Raw genomic sequence first — 14,829 nt, forward strand, 5'->3', positions numbered from 1 at the left:
CTCGCTGCGCTACCGCCGCGCGCGCTTGACCACCACGACTCGCACGGGCGAGGCGGAGGGCTTGGCCCTGGTCGTGCCGGCGTAGGTCACCTTCAGCCTGTGCTTGCCGGGCTTGAGCTTCAGCTTGACCACGAGCTTGCCCTTGACCACCACGGTCCGCACGATCTTGCGGCCGTCGCGGATCACGACGGTGCCGGACGTGACGCCGGTCAGCTTGATCTTCAGCGTGACCTTCTTGCCGGCCTTGACGCTGCGCGGCGCGGTCAGCGACAGCTGCGTCGCGGTCGCCGCGGGAGGCGTCACGACGACCGGCACCTGCACGCGGAAGGTCCGCGTCGCTGGGCTGGCGTCGACGTTGCCGGCCGCGTCCACCGCGCGGAACGCCACGGTGTGGGCCCCGTCGGTGAGCGAGCCGAACGTCGCCGGGCTGGTGCAGTCCGCCCAGGCCCGCGCGTCGACGCGGCACTGCAGGGCGGCGGTGTCGCCGGCGGTGCCGGAGAAGCCGAACGTCGCCGAGCGGGTCTTGAGCACGGACCCCTCTGCCGGGCCCGAGTCCACGACCGTGTCGGGCGCGACCGTGTCGACGGTGAACGTCCGGACCGCCGGCGTGGCGTCGGCGTTGCCGGCGGCGTCCTGGGCGCGGAAGCGCACGGTGTGCCGGCCCTCGGCGAGGTCGCCGAAGGTGGCGGGGCTGGCGCAGCCGGCCCAGTCGCCCTCGTCGAGGCGGCACTGCAGCTTCGCGGTGTCGCCGGCGGTGCCGGAGAAGCCGAACGTCGCCGACGAGGTCGTCAGCACGGCGCCGTCGGCCGGGCCGGAGTCGACCGTGGTCTCGGGCGCACCCGTGTCGACGGTGAACGTCCGGACCGCCGGCGTGGCGTCGATGTTGCCGGCGGCGTCCCGGGCGCGGAAGCGCACGGTGTGATCGCCCTGCGCCAGGTCGTTGAGCTCCAGCGGGCTGGTGCAGCTCGCCCACTCGCCCTCGTCGACCCGGCACTGGAGCGCGTCGGTGTCTCCGGCGGTGCCGGAGAAGGTGTACGTCGCCGACGAGGTCGTCACCACGGTGCCGTCGGCCGGGCCGGAGTCGACCGTGGTCTCGGGCGCGGTCGTGTCGACGGTGAACGTCCGGACCGCCGGCGAGGCGTCGGCGTTGCCGACGGCGTCCTGGGCGCGGAAGCGCACGGTGTGCCCGCCGTCGGCCAGGCCGGTGAGGGCCAGCGGGCTGGTGCAGCTCGCCCAGTCGCCGTCGTCGACCCGGCACTGGAGCGCGTCGGTGTCGCCGGCGCTGCCGGAGAAGGTGTACGTCGCCGCGCCGGTCGCGATCACCGCGCCGTCGGCGGGCCCGGAGTCGACGGTCGTGTCCGGTGCGGTGGTGTCGACGGTGAACGTGCGCGTCGCCGGGGTGGCGTCGGCGTTGCCGGCCGCGTCCTGGGCGCGGAAGCGCACGGTGTGCTGGCCGTCGGCCAGCTCGGCGAACGTCGCCGGGCTGGTGCAGTCGGCCCACTCGCCGTCGTCGATCCGGCACTGGAGGAGCGCCGTCTCACCGGCGGTGCCCGCGAAGGTGAACGTCGCCGACCGGGTCGTCAGCACCGCACCCTCGGCCGGGCCGGAGTCGACCGTCGTGTCGGGCGCCGCGGTGTCGACCGTGAACGTCCGCACCGACGGCGTCGCGTCGGCGTTGCCGGCGGCGTCCTGGGCGCGGAAGCGCACGGTGTGCTCGCCGTCGACCAGACCGGTGAGGGCCAGCGGGCTGGTGCAGTCGGCCCACTCGCCGTCGTCGACCCGACACTGGAAGGTGTCGGTGTCGCCGGCGGTGCCGGAGAAGGTGAACGTCGCCGCGCCGGTGGTCAGGGTGGCGCCGTCGGCCGGACCGGAGTCGACCCTGGTCTCGGGGGCCACCGTGTCGACGGTGAACGTCCGCACCACCGGCGTCGCGTCGGCGTTGCCGGCGGCGTCCAGGGCGCGGAGGCGCACCGTGTGCTCGCCCTCGGCCAGGTCGGTGAGGGCCAGCGGGCTGGCGCAGACGGTCCACTCGCCGTCGTCGACCCGGCACTGGAAGGTGTCGGTGTCGCCGGCGGTGCCGGAGAAGGTGAACGTCGCCGCGTCGGCCGTCAGCACGGCGCCCTCGGCGGGGCCGCTGTCCACGGTCGTGTCCGGCGCGGTGGTGTCGACGGTGAACGACCGCGTCGCCGGCGTCGCGTCCACGTTGCCCACACGGTCCTGGGCGCGGAAGGCCACCGTGTGGTCGCCCTCGCCCAGGTCGGAGAACGTCACCGGGCTGGTGCAGTCGGCCCAGGCGCCCTCGCCGACGCGGCACTGGAGCTTGGCCGTGTCGCCGGTGGTGCCGGAGAACGCGAACGTCGCCTCGTCGGTGGTCAGCGTCGCTCCGTCGGCCGGCCCGGAGTCGACCGTCGTGTCCGGCGCCGTGGTGTCGACCGTGAACGTGCGCACCGACGGCGTCGCGTCGGCGTTGCCGGCGGCGTCCTGGGCGCGGAAGCGCACGGTGTGCTCGCCCTCGCCCTGGCCGCTGAGGACCAGCGGGCTGGTGCAGTCGGCCCAGGCGCCCTCGTCGACGCGGCACTGGAGCTTGGCGGTGTCGCCGGCGGTGCCGGAGAACGCGTACGTCGCCGCGCCGGTCGCGAGCGTCGCGCCGTCGTCGGGACCGGAGTCCACCGTGGTGTCGGGCGCGAGCGTGTCGACCCGGAACGAGCGGGTGGCCGGGGTGGCGTCGGCGTTGCCGACCGCGTCCTGGGCCCGGAAGCGCACGGTGTGCGCGCCTTCGCCGAGGCCGGTGAGGGCCAGCGGGCTGGTGCAGTCGGCCCACGCGGCGTCGTCCAGCTGGCACTGGATCTTCGCCGTGTCGCTGGTCGTGGTGCCCCGGAAGGTGAACGAGGTCGTCGTCGTCGCGATGGTGGCACCCTCGGCGACCCCCGTGTCGATGACGGTGTTGGGCGCGACCGTGTCCACGCGGAACGTCCGCGTCGCCTCGGTCGGGTCCTCGACGCCACCGGCGCCGATGGCGTAGACGCGGAAGGTGTGCGAGCCCTGGGCCAGGTTCGTGAAGGTCTTGGGGTTCGTGCAGACCGCCCAGGGGCGGGAGTCGATCTGGCACCCGAACGAGCGGGCCGCGTCGGCCGGCACGCTCGCGAACGTGAACGTCGCCGTGGTGCTGGCGATCGTCGACCCCGCGACGGGCCCGGTCACGATCTCGGTGTCCGGCTCGGGGATGCGCTCGAGGGTGCCGTCGGCGACGGCCGTGCCGGCGCGGGGGACGACGACCGGGGTGGCGGTCGCGAACGTCGCGGCGTCGGCGTGGAACTCGTCGGCGTAGGGGCCGGCGTTGCGGCAGTTGCGGTAGCCGACGACGTACGTGCCGGGCACGATGTCGCGGAAGCGGTAGGTGCCGTTGCTGCCTGTCACGACGGGGTCCTGGGCGCGGGTCTCGTTCTGGTTCCACAGGTCCACGCAGATGTTGGGCAGCACGGCGCCGGCGTCGTTCCTGACCGTGCCGGTGACGTGCCCGCCGATGACCATGCTGGCGTCGATCACGGTCGGCCGGCCGGTGGTCACGGCGAACGTGTCGGCGTCGGCGGCGGTCTTGCTGTCGTACCACTCCTGGATCGGGTAGCCCAGGCCGCAGTCGAGGAAGTCGATGATGAAGGTCTCGGGGATGACCTCGACCGAGTAGCGGCCGTCCCCGTCGGTGCGGACCTGCCAGGACTGGAGCTGCCCGGCGACGGTCGCGGTCACGCAGATGTTGGCGAGCGGTGCGCCCTGGTCGTCGGTGACCCGGCCGGTGATGATCGCCGGGTCGTCGGGGAGCGAGACCTGGGCGTCGACGTCCTTCGTGCGGGTGCCCGCGACGACGGTGACGTCCTTGGCGAGGGCGTAGGTGGCGACGTCGTCGAAGAACTCGGGGAAGGCGCCGGAGCCGCAGTCGCCGAAGCCGACGCGGTAGGTGCCGGCCGCCAGGCCGTAGATGCGGTAGTCACCGAAGTCGTCGGTGACGATGCGGCCGGCGGAGGTGCCCTCGGCGGAGTAGGCGTCGACGCAGACGCCGGCGAGCCCGTTGCTGTTGCGGTCGACGACGCGTCCGGAGATCGAGCCCGACGAGCCGGCGGCGGCGAGCTGCGCGCCGATGGAGCCGGTCTGGGCGTCGGCGCGCACGCGGACGGAGGAGGCGTCGTCGTAGGTGGTCACGTCGTCGTAGAACTCGGTGACGAAGGCGCCGGTGCCGCAGTCGCTGAACCGGACGCGGTAGTCGCCGACGGGCAGGTCGGCCAGGGTGTAGTAGCCGGTCCCGTCGGTGAGCGCCTGCCTCGCGGACTGACCCTCGGTGGCGTAGGCGTCGACGCAGATGCCGGAGAGCGGCTCGGCGGTGGCGTCGGTGACCTGGCCCCGGATGGCGCCGGTCGGCGGGCCGGCCGCGGCCACCGTGAGCGTGAACGCCCCACCGGAGCCGTTGTAGGAGTCGAGCGCGATGCGGTACGTCGTGCCCTGGGTCGCCTCGAACGTCGCGGCCCCCTGGAGTCCTGCGTCGCCGTCGTCGGCGGCGGCGACCGAGCTCAGGTCCCCGACCGCAGGCCCGGTGTAGACCCCCACGACCGTGTCGAAGCCGGTGCCGGCCGGGTCGACCGAGACGAAGCCGTTGGCCGCGGCGGTCCAGGAGAACCACACCGAGGCGCCGCCCGGGGCATCGGCGTGCGACGGCTCGTTGGGCTCCCTGGTCGCGTCGGTGCTGTCGCCGGTGACCGTGGCGGGCAGCGTGTCGAGGACCTGGGCGTCGGCGAAGTCGTCGTTGGTGGGTGCGGCGGCGGAGGCCGGGGCGGGCACGGCGGCGAGCCCCGCGATCGCGAGGAGGGGGCCGAGGGCCAGGGCGACCAGGCGGCCGCGGGCACGAGGGCGCGCGAGTACGCGGGCGGTGCGGTGAGGGAGCATGGCTCGGACCGTAGTTAAGGAAGCCTCCTCGCGCGGGCCGAATGCCGAGACGTGGCCGAGATCGGCCGCCCCCGTGGCCGGGATCGGCCACGCGTCAGGAGGCCAGGAGTCGCCGCTGAGGGACTATCCCGAGCGCAGCAGCCCGCGGTCGTCGAGCGCGGCGCGCAGGCCGTCGCCGTCGGGGGCCCAGACGGCCGGGGTGCCCCCCTCGCTGGCGGCGTCGGTGAGGGGGTCCGGTCCGGTGGGCAGGCCGTGGCGCGCGAGCTGCTCGCCGACGCTGAGCTGGCGGATCGCGATGGCGTGCACCCGGTCGGGGTGGGCCTCGGCGGCCTCGGCGTAGATGGTCGGGTCGTGCTGGCCGTCGTCGCCGACCAGCAGCCACCGCACCTGCGGCAGGTCGGCGAAGAGCCGCTCGAGCTGCGCGCGCTTGTGCGCCTGGCCGGAGCGGAACCAGCCCTCGGTCGTCGGTCCCCAGTCGGTGAGCAGCAGCGGACCCGGCGGGTAGCCGTGCCGCTCGAGGAAGTCGCCGAGCGCGCCGGCGGTGTTCCACGCGCCGGTGGAGAGGTAGACGACGGCCGCGTCGGGGTGGGCGTCCAGGATGCCGGCGTAGAGGTCGGCCATGCCGGGCACGGCCTTGCGGGCGCTCTCGCGGACGAGGAACGCGTTGCGGAAGGCCAGCAGCGGCTTCGGCAGCATGGTGACGATCACCGTGTCGTCGACGTCGCTGACCATCCCGAACGTCGTGCCCTCGCCGACGATGCGCAGCCGCGCGGCCACGGGCGGGTCGTCGCCGACCGACAGCTCCGCGCTCGCCCACCCCGGCTCGAGGTCGCAGGGCAGCCGGGCGTCGATGTAGCCGTCGCGACTGCTCGTCACGACGTGCGTCGCGCCGCCGACACGCACCGTCACCTCGATGCCGTCGGCCGAGACGCTCGTGAAGCGCCGCCATCCCCGCCGCTCGGGTCGGGCCTCGCGCGGGGTGCGCGGCGGCGCCAGGAGCACCCGGGCCAGGACCCGGACCCAGCCGGCTCCGCCGTAGCCGACGTACGGCGTCAGGTGCGGCGCCCAGCCGCGCGCGACGAGCCGCTCCTCGAGGAGCCCGTGCACGCGGTCCTCGATCCGGGCGGCGCGGTGGGTCGGGCTCATGCCGGGAACCTACCGCCGCGGCCAGCCTCGGCGGGCGCGGCGGGCGCGGCGGGTGCAGCGGGTGCTCGGCCGGGAGTGCGCCCGGCAGCATCAGCCCTAGTGGCAGACTGCCCCGGTGAGAATCTGGGGTGGCACGGCGCTCCTCGCCGCGGCGCTGGCGGTGGGCGGGTGCTCGGTCGAAGAGCCGGAGCCCGTGCCGGCGCCCCCGCTGCCGACCTCGACAGTCGCTCTCCCACAGGCCTTCGACCCCGAGCTGGCCCCTGCTCTCGCGGCGCTGACCCTCGTGCCCGCCGACGCCACGACCCTGACCGTCACGGACTTCGACCAGGTCCGGCTGCAGCTCGGCGAGCCCCTGCTGACGAGCGCGTCACCGCCGGCGGCGCGCGCGGCGTTCTGGCGGCGGGCCGAGGCACGGGCGCCGCTGCTGTCGACCGGCCGGCTGCGCCCGGTCGACGCACGGCTGCTGCGCGACTACGGCTTCACCCAGGACGACGTCGCGTGGGAGGCCGGCTTCTCCGGCCCGTCCGGGCAGGGCTGGGTGGCCCGGCTCCGCGACGACCTGGACCTGACCGGCGTACGGCGCGCGGTCGGCGACGGCGTCGGACCGCTCGCCGGCGCCGAGCTGGACGAGGAGACCCGGCTGGTCTCGGTGGGTGCCGCGCCCGACGCGGCCTCGTCGTGGGCGCAGGACGACGAGCTGGGCGACCTGGTCGCCGGCGCCGCCGCCGGCGCGACGTACGTCGAGCGCGCCTGCGTCCCGGCCGAGACCGCCCTCGGCGCCGACGCAGCGATAGCGGCGACGGGAGGCGCGACGGAGGCGGAGCTCGACGACCTCGAGACCTGGTCGGTGTCCTTCGGCGGCTCGCTGGCCACGGTGCGGCTCGGCCCGTCGCGCGACGACGTCTTCGACCGGCTGCGGGTCTCCGAGGCGCTGCCGAGCACCGGCCCGGCGCTCGCGCGCGGCTTCACGCAGGGCGTGGCCGACCCCGTGGGCGGGCGGATCGGCTTCGCCATGGCCGATCCCGCGGTCGCGGCGCGACTCACGCTGCAGCGACGCCTGCCGTTCGCGGCCTGCGCGCCGTAGCTCTCACACCGAGTCGTCGGGCGGCGGAGGCGGCCGCAGCGACGCCGGGCTGAAGACCGCCCAGACGCGGCGGCGCAGGGGGACGTCGGCGGCGAGGCCGGAGCGCCGGTCGCGCACGAGCGCCCAGAACGCCGCCGCGTCGGCCGGCGCGGGCTCGTCGGCGCCGAAGATCCGCGCGTCGGCCTCGCCGGCCAGCGTCAGCAGGGCGCCCGCATCGCCGTCGCCGTCGCCCCGATCGCCGTCGGAGGCCGCCATCGCCCGCGCCTCCGCGGGGCGGGTCAGTCCGCCCGGCACGGGCGTGCCCAGGTCGCGGGCGCGGTCGACGAGCTCGCGCCACGCGCCGGCGTAGCGCGCGGTGACCGCTCGCGCGGCGAGACGGCGCCGCCGGCGCACCAGCTTGGCCAGGGGGATCGCCGCCACGAGCAGCACGAGCAGGGCCAGCAGCACCAGTCGCCACGGCACACCGGAGGAGGCGTCGGCCTCCGCGTCCTCCGAGGGCTCGTCGACCTGCGGCTCCTCGGCCTCGGGCTCCTCGCCCGGCTCCGGGGCCGGTGGCTCGAACGGCGGGAAGGAGCGCGGCTCGGGCTCCGGGGACCCGCGGTCGGGCGGCTTGCGACCCATGAAGGTCTCGGTCGGCAGCGTGCGCCAGCTGCCGTTCTCGATCCGGATCTCCACCCACGCCTGGACGTCCTTGCCGCGCACGGTGCCCGACTTCGGCACGACGGCGCCGACGACGACCCGGGCCGGGATGCCGAGCCGGGTCGCGAGCAGGGCCATCGCGGAGGCGTACTGCTCGTCGTCGCCGACCGTCGGGACGCCGAGCACGAAGCCGTCGCCCAGCCGCTGCTCGCCGTGCCCGGGGCGGTAGACCGACTCCCACGGCTCGGTGCCGGAGCTGTAGCGCCCGACCTCCTTGAGCCGGGCGGCGACCTGGAAGAGCGCCTGCATCGGGTACTTCGCGCCCGCGGCCCACGACTCGACGGCCGGCTGGAGGAACGCCGCGCGGTCGTAGAGGTCGGTGTCGAGCTCGTCGGAGGGCGACATCCGTTGCTTGAGGAGGCCGCCGGTCAGCCCGCTCGTGAACAGGTAGGCGTCGCCCTTCTCGAGGCGGTCGTCCATGACCGCGGTCTGCGTGGCGGGGTTGTAGCGCAGGTGCGACTGGGCGTCCGGGCGCGCCGAGCCCAGGAACTGGAAGGAGCGCAGCGCCCCGATCGTCGGCACCCAGGGCTGGGTGTACCTGGGCGTCGGACGCACGGTGATCTTGCGCTCCTTGCCCGACGAGGGGTTCTCGATCGTGGAGGAGAGCCGCAGGAAGCGGTCGTCCTGCCGCGTCGGGTCGGTGTCGTTGTCGGCCTGCCAGCTGGAGCCGTCGTAGGTGTCGAGAGCCGCCAGGCGCAGCCGCGCGCCGGCCGGGGCCCCCTCGACGACGAACAGCTTGGACTCGAAGACGTTGCCCTCGGTCCGCCCCTGCTGGCGGGTGTAGTCGCGGAACTCGTCGAGCGGAGTCGACAGCTTCTGCACCTGGTACGGCGCGAGGCTGCGGCTGAGCAGCAGCCGCTCTCCCGGCGGCGAGGTGCTCGCCAGCAGCCCGGCGACCAGGGCCACCACGACGACCAGCGCGACGCTGCCCACCAGGCGCCAGCCCCGGGCCGGGTCGCGACCGTGGGCCGCCTCGTCGATGCGCAGGCCGCGCAGGCGCATCCACAGCATCGCCAGCGTGCCGTAGCCGACGCCCTGCAGCAGCACCGAGACCGGCTCCGGCTGCGCCAGCAGCAGCACCGCGCCGAGCATCAGCGTCGGCGGCACCAGCGGCGTCGCCGCCCGGCGGCTGCGCAGGGCCAGCGCGGCGCCCACCCCGGCGGAGGTGAGGCTGAGCAGCACCGGCGCGATCAGCACCGCTCCGGAGGCGTCGATCGGCGGATGGGTGCCGAGCAGGATCGACCAGCCCTCGGAGTTGGCGCGCACGCCCGACTCCAGCGTGCGCAGGCCGTCGAGGCGCAGGGTGCCGTCGACGATGGGCCCCGACACCAGGTAGTAGCCGACCAGCAGCACCAGCGTCACGATCTCCACGCCGCCGCGGGCCGAGACCACCGCCATCGCGACGACGATCCCGGTCAGGGCCGCCAGCCCGCCGGCGATCCACCAGCCGGGTCCGCGGAAGGTCGACTCCCAGCCCACCAGCGCGATGGCGGTGAGGCCGAAGACCAGCAGCAGGTCCCAGACGTGGAAGGACTGCACCGCCGGCTCGCGCGGACCGCGCGGGGGCCGGGGCGCTGGCCGCAGGTGCGGCGTCAGGTCGGGGGCGCTCACAGCACGATCCCGCGCACGTGGGCCGCCAGGAGCCCGGGCAGCCGCTCGAGCCGGTCGACCGTGATCAGCTGCGGAGCCTGGGCGCCGGTCTCGTCGGGGTCGGCGTCCAGGTCGGCACGGAAGCCGAGGAAGCGCACGTCGTCGGCGAACGCCGCGCGCACGTCGGCGAGCAGCCCGAGGTCCAGCCGGCTGCCGGAGACGACGATGAGCTGGCTGGCGTCGGGGGCGAGGTGCGCGGCCGTGCGCGCCGAGACGACGAGGTCGCCGGCGGCGAGCTCGGAGTAGCAGAACGCGTCGAGGACGTGGTGGGCCGCGCCGGAGAGCTGCTGGGGCCCGCAGACCAGGCTCAGGTCGAACTCGTCGAGCGCCACCCGCATCACCACCGACGCGGCGATCTGCAGCGCCAGCTCGAAGTCCTCGGGATCGGCGTAGGCCGCGCGGCTGTCGTCGACCAGCACGACCACGTGGCTGCGGCGGGTGTCGTGGTACTGACGCACGTAGAGGCGTCCGGCCCGGGCCGACGAGCGCCAGTGCACGTGGCGCAGGTCGTCGCCGCGCACGTACTCGCGCAGCGCGTGGAAGGCCAGGTCGCTCATCGAGACCTGGTCGCTGGGGGTGCCCTCGAGGTCCTTCACCGAGCCGGGCCCCAGCCCCTCGACCGACACCATCCGCGGCCGCACGAGCAGCTCGGCGGCGCTCGACCAGGCGGCCTGGCGCTGGAAGAACCCCAACGGGTCCGTACGGCGGGCGCCGGCGGGCCCGACGCGGAGCACGCCGCGGCGTACGGCCGGGACCTCGAACTGCTCGACCACCGGCTGGTTGCGCCGCAGCACCGGCATCCGCACGTGCACCCGCTGGGCGCCGCGGCGGTCGTCGCGCTCGGCGTCGAGCGGAACGCTGACCAGTGGGTGGTAGAGCGGGGTCAGCCGCAGGTTGGTGACCTGCAGCTCCCCGAGGCCGGTCTCCCCGGCGATCGTGTGGGCCGGGCGCAGCTCGAGGCGGGCCCGCACCCGCGTGGGCAGCGCGAAGAGCAGCAGCGCCACGAGCACCAGCAGGCCGCACATCACCGCGATCAGGCGGAACTCCTCGTAGCCGGCCTCCGCGGCGACGACGGTGCTGACCAGCCCCAGCAGGATCACGGCGCGACCGGCCGGAGTGGTGCTCGCGAGCGCGAGGCGCGCCAGGCGGCGCAGGGCGGGCACGGTGGTGGGTCAGTCGCGGCGGGCGCGGTCGACGGGCGGCGGCACCGAGGTGAGCAGCTGCCCGATCACGTCGGCGACGGTGACGCCGCTGAACTGCGCCTGGGGGTCGAGCAGCAGCCGGTGGCACAGCACCGGCTCGGCGAGGATGTTGACGTCCTCGGGCACGACCGCGGTCCGGCCGTCGGCGGCCGCCCAGGTCTTGACCACCCGCACCAGTGCCAGGCAGCCGCGCGCCGAGAGCCCCATCCTGACGTGCTGCAGCTCGCGGGAGGCCTCGGCGAGCTGGCGGACGTAGGTGACGATCGAGCGGTCGACGTGGACCTGCGCGGCCAGCGCCGACATCTCCGCGATGGTGGCGGTCGTCGCGATCGGCTTCACCAGCTCGGCGCGGTCGCGGATGTGGGAGGAGAGCAGCAGCTCCTCGGTGGAGGCGGCGTCGGGGTAGCCGACCGACGACTTCATCAGGAAGCGGTCGAGCTGGGCCTCGGGCAGGCGGTAGGTGCCGGCTTGCTCCACCGGGTTCTGCGTGGCGATCACCATGAACGGGCGCGGCACGTCGTGCGTCACGCCGTCGACGGTCACGTGCCCCTCCTCCATGACCTCCAGGAGCGCCGACTGCGTCTTGGGCGAGGCCCGGTTGATCTCGTCGGCCAGCACGATGTCGTGGAAGATCGGGCCCGGGTGGAACTCGAAGGTGCCCTTCTGCTGGTCGTAGACGGTCACGCCGGTGACGTCGGTGGGCAGCAGGTCGGGCGTGAACTGGATCCGCGCGTGGCTGCCCTCGACGGTGTTGGCCAGGGCACGGGCCAGCATCGTCTTGCCGGTGCCGGGCAGGTCCTCGAGCAGCAGGTGGCCCTCGGAGAGCAGGCAGGTCAGCGACAGCCGGATCACGTGCTCCTTGCCGAGCAGTGCCTGGCCCATGTTGTCGGCCATGTCGTTGAAGCCCGCCCGGAACCAGTGCGCCTGCTCGGTGCTCAACGTCATGCCCGGGAGGCTACCCGTGGTGGCCCGTCGGTTGAGGAAGTTGCGCAGCAACCGTCTCGAAACCTGGTGAGCCGGGCGACGGCCTCGACTGAGCTCGTCGGGTTTCGAGACAGGCGCTGCGCGCCTTCCTCAACCACCGGAGGGTCAGTCGTGTCGGCTCCGTACGCTGGAGGCGTGCGCGCCTACCTCACCCCCCGGATGATCGGCGCGCACCTGCTCGCCGTGGTCTGCGTGGGAGTGGCGTGCGGCCTGGGCGTCTGGCAGTACGACGCCTGGCAGCGCCACCGCGCCTCCGAGGCCGTCGACCTGACCCAGCTGGAGCCGGTGCCGCTCGCCGACGTGATGGGCGGCGACGACCCGTTCCCCGGCGACAAGGTGGGGCAGCCCGTGGAGGTCTCGGGCACCTGGCTGCCCGACTCGACGGTCTACGTGGAGGGCCGCGAGGTCGACGGCGTCGCCGGCTACTGGGTCGTGACGCCGCTGGCGGTCGGGTCCGCGGACGGCTCGGCCCTGCCCGTCGTACGCGGCTGGACCGAGCGCGTCGACGAGGCGCCCGCCGCCCCGGCCGGCACCGCCGACGTGGTCGCGTGGCTGCAACCGACCGAGGGCACCGGGCAGGCCGACGACGACCCGAGCGACGACGTGCTCCCGCAGTTGCGCACGGCCGACCTGGTGCAGCACGTCGACCAGGACCTCTACGGCGCCTACGGCGTGGCCACCGAGCCGCTCGACGGCCTGCGGGCCGCGACCCTCGAGCAGCTGCCCGCGCCCGGCCGGTTCACGGCGCTGCGCAACTTCCTCTACGCCCTGGAGTGGTGGGTCTTCGGCGGCTTCGCGGCCTTCATCTGGTGGCGGTTCGTGCGCGAGGAGCGCGTGCCCCCGGAGCCCGTGACCCAGGACGACCGGGTACGTTCGGAGGCGTGAACGGCACCCTGACCCGCTACCGCGTGATGGCCACGATCGTGGGTGTCCTGCTGATCGTGCTGATCCTGGTCGGGATGCCCCTGAAGTACCTCCTCGAGGACGGCTCCGGCGGCCAGGAGCTCGGCGCCTGGATCACCGAGTACCTCGGCGTGGCGCACGGCTGGCTCTACATGATCTTCCTGGTGACGGCGTTCCTGCTCTCGCGCAAGGCCGGCTGGGACCTCGGCTTCACCGTCGTCACGCTGCTCTGCGGCACCGTCCCGGTGCTGAGCTTCTGGGCCGAGCACCGCGCCACCCAGCGGGTGCGCGCCGAGCACGCCGACGAGCTCGCGCCCAGCGCGGCGTAGTCCGGTGGCGACCGCGTGACCACCGCCTTCGTCCTCGGCGGCGGCGGGGTCCTCGGCGCGGTCGAGGTGGGCATGCTGCGCGCGCTGTTCGAGCGCGACGTGCGGCCGGACCTCGTGCTCGGCACCAGCGTCGGCGCGCTCAACGGCGCGCTGGTCGCCCAGGACCCGACCGTCGACGTCGTGCCGCGGATGCTCGAGCTCTGGCGCGGCGCGAGCGAGTCGGGCCGCGAGGTCTACGGCGACAAGCCTCTGCGCACCGTGCGCCGCGCCGTGGCGACCGGCACCCACATCTACTCCGCCAAGCCGCTGACCCAGCGGCTGCGCGAGGAGCTCGGCGACGTCACGTTCGAGGAGCTCCCGGTGCGCCTCCAGGTCGTCGCCGCCAGCATCGAGCGGGCCGCGGAGCACTGGTTCACCACCGGCCCGGTCGTGGACGCGGTGATCGCGAGCGCCGCCGTACCGGGGCTGCTGCCCCCGGCCAAGGTGGGCGACGAGCACTACCTCGACGGCGGCATCGTGAACTCGATCCCGCTCGGGCGGGCGGTGCAGCTCGGCGCGACGCGGGTCTTCGTCCTGCAGGTGGGGCGCATCGACCGGCCGCTGAGCGTGCCCAAGCGACCGTGGGAGGTGGCGCGGGTGTCCTTTGAGATCGCCCGCCGGCACCGCTTCGCCCGCGAGCTGGAGGAGCTGCCCGACGGCGTCGAGTGCCACGTCCTGCCCGCGCGCGGCACGTCGTCGCGTGACGACACCCTCTTCGGCACGCGCGACTTCCGCACGGTCGAGGAGCGCATCGACCGCACCTACGAGGCCGGTCTCGCCTACCTCGACGAGCACCTGTGACCCGGGTGCTGCGGCGGGTCGTCGTGGCCCCCGCCGTCGTCGCGCTCGCGGGGGTGCTGTGGCTGACGCTGCCCGTCTGGCTGATCGGCGCCGCCGCCCTCTCCCCGCTGCTGCCCGGGCGGTGGCGGGCGCTGCGGCTGGCGTGGGTGGTGCTGGTCTACCTCACGATCGAGGCCGTGATGCTGCTCGTGCTGCTCGGGCTGTGGCTGGCCAGCGGCTTCGGGCGGCGCATCCGCTCGCCGTACTTCGAGGGCATCCACTACGACCTGGTGCAGGGCGTGATGTGGGTCTTCTTCCGCGAGGCCCGGCGGGTGCTGAAGCTGACGATCGAGACCGACGGGCCCGACCCCGACGCCCACCCCGGCCGCCCGCTCCTCGTGGCGTGCCGGCACGCCGGCCCGGGCGACTCGTTCACGCTCGTCCACGCCCTGATGCACTGGTACGCCCGCGAGCCTCGCGTCGTCCTCAAGGACACCCTCGCGTGGGACCCGATGATCGACGTCGTGCTGCGCCGGATCCCCGCCAGCTTCATCTCGCCCAACCCGGGGGCGGGCGAGGACCTGGAGAGCCAGATCGCCTCCCTGGCGGCCGGTCTCGACGCGAACGACGCGTTCGTGATCTTCCCCGAGGGCGGCAACTTCACCCCCGCCCGGCGCGAGCGCGCGATCGACAAGCTCCGCAAGCTGGGGCTGGAGCGGATGGCCGAGCGCGCTGAGGCGATGACCAACGTCCTCGCGCCGCGTCCCGGCGGCTTCATCGCGGCCCTGGACGCCGCCCCCGAGGCCGACGTCGTGCTGGTGGCGCACACGGGCCTGGACCACCTCCTCACCGTCGGCGACCTGTGGCGCGCGCTGCCGATGGACAAGCGCATCGTGATGCGGTGGTGGACCGTGCCGCGCGACGAGATCCCCGAGGGCCGCGAGGAGCGCATCGACTGGCTCTTCGGCTGGTGGGAGCGCATCGACGCCTGGATCGAGGCCTACGACGCCGCCCCGCCGCCGCCGTCGCGTCGCCGCCGCCTGCGATGACCACGAAATGACACCGACCCGCCAGAGGA

The 14,829-nt window shown here is 74.5% G+C and carries 10 protein-coding genes; 5 read left to right on the plus strand and 5 right to left on the minus strand.

What is annotated here, in order from left to right:
* Nucleotides 1–9: 9 nt before the first annotated feature.
* Together IRQ30_RS11645 and IRQ30_RS11650 are read right to left on the minus strand one after the other, a co-directional pair.
* The gene (locus tag IRQ30_RS11645) at nt 10–4,935 is read right to left on the minus strand and encodes a carboxypeptidase regulatory-like domain-containing protein (RefSeq protein WP_193613021.1); all 4,926 of its coding nucleotides are present in this window, start codon (nt 4,933–4,935) and stop codon (nt 10–12) included.
* A gap of 123 nt (nt 4,936–5,058) precedes the next feature.
* Nucleotides 5,059–6,081 (minus strand): App1 family protein, encoded by a 1,023-nt coding sequence (locus IRQ30_RS11650; protein ID WP_193613022.1) that lies wholly within the window; start codon nt 6,079–6,081, stop codon nt 5,059–5,061.
* 115 nt (nt 6,082–6,196) lie between these two features.
* Between IRQ30_RS11650 and IRQ30_RS11655 the strand changes: the two genes are divergently transcribed.
* Complete coding sequence (locus IRQ30_RS11655) at nt 6,197–7,165, plus strand: hypothetical protein (RefSeq protein WP_193613023.1); 969 nt, start codon at nt 6,197–6,199, stop codon at nt 7,163–7,165.
* A 3-nt stretch (nt 7,166–7,168) separates the two neighbouring features.
* Here IRQ30_RS11655 and IRQ30_RS11660 read toward each other — a convergent pair whose 3' ends face one another.
* Genes IRQ30_RS11660 through IRQ30_RS11670 form a run of 3 tightly spaced genes read right to left on the minus strand, consistent with a single transcriptional unit; the run spans nt 7,169 to nt 11,661 of the window.
* A complete protein-coding gene (locus IRQ30_RS11660; RefSeq protein WP_193613024.1) occupies nt 7,169–9,475 on the minus strand; it encodes a transglutaminaseTgpA domain-containing protein in 2,307 nt (768 codons plus the stop codon).
* Complete coding sequence (locus IRQ30_RS11665) at nt 9,472–10,677, minus strand: DUF58 domain-containing protein (RefSeq protein WP_193613025.1); 1,206 nt, start codon at nt 10,675–10,677, stop codon at nt 9,472–9,474. Before IRQ30_RS11665 ends, IRQ30_RS11660 begins: the two co-directional genes overlap by 4 nt.
* Nucleotides 10,678–10,686: 9 nt before the next feature.
* Nucleotides 10,687–11,661, minus strand: a complete 975-nt coding sequence (locus IRQ30_RS11670; RefSeq protein ID WP_193610063.1) for an AAA family ATPase — start codon at nt 11,659–11,661, stop codon at nt 10,687–10,689.
* Between the two features lie 174 nt (nt 11,662–11,835).
* Between IRQ30_RS11670 and IRQ30_RS11675 the strand changes: the two genes are divergently transcribed.
* From IRQ30_RS11675 to IRQ30_RS11690, 4 genes are read left to right on the plus strand one after another with little or no spacing between them, the layout of a single operon-like run.
* Complete coding sequence (locus IRQ30_RS11675) at nt 11,836–12,585, plus strand: SURF1 family cytochrome oxidase biogenesis protein (RefSeq protein WP_193613026.1); 750 nt, start codon at nt 11,836–11,838, stop codon at nt 12,583–12,585.
* Entirely contained in the window at nt 12,582–12,932 is a 351-nt protein-coding gene (locus tag IRQ30_RS11680) for a DUF3817 domain-containing protein (protein WP_193610065.1), read from the plus strand. The genes IRQ30_RS11675 and IRQ30_RS11680 overlap by 4 nt, the downstream gene beginning before the upstream one ends.
* A 15-nt stretch (nt 12,933–12,947) precedes the next feature.
* The gene (locus IRQ30_RS11685; RefSeq protein ID WP_193613027.1) at nt 12,948–13,772 is read left to right on the plus strand and encodes a patatin-like phospholipase family protein; all 825 of its coding nucleotides are present in this window, start codon (nt 12,948–12,950) and stop codon (nt 13,770–13,772) included.
* Complete coding sequence (locus IRQ30_RS11690; protein ID WP_193613028.1) at nt 13,769–14,800, plus strand: 1-acyl-sn-glycerol-3-phosphate acyltransferase; 1,032 nt, start codon at nt 13,769–13,771, stop codon at nt 14,798–14,800. The genes IRQ30_RS11685 and IRQ30_RS11690 overlap by 4 nt, the downstream gene beginning before the upstream one ends.
* Nucleotides 14,801–14,829 lie beyond the last annotated feature (29 nt).

The organism is Nocardioides lijunqiniae (genome assembly GCF_015024225.1).
Taxonomy (GTDB): Bacteria; Actinomycetota; Actinomycetes; order Propionibacteriales; family Nocardioidaceae; genus Nocardioides; species Nocardioides lijunqiniae.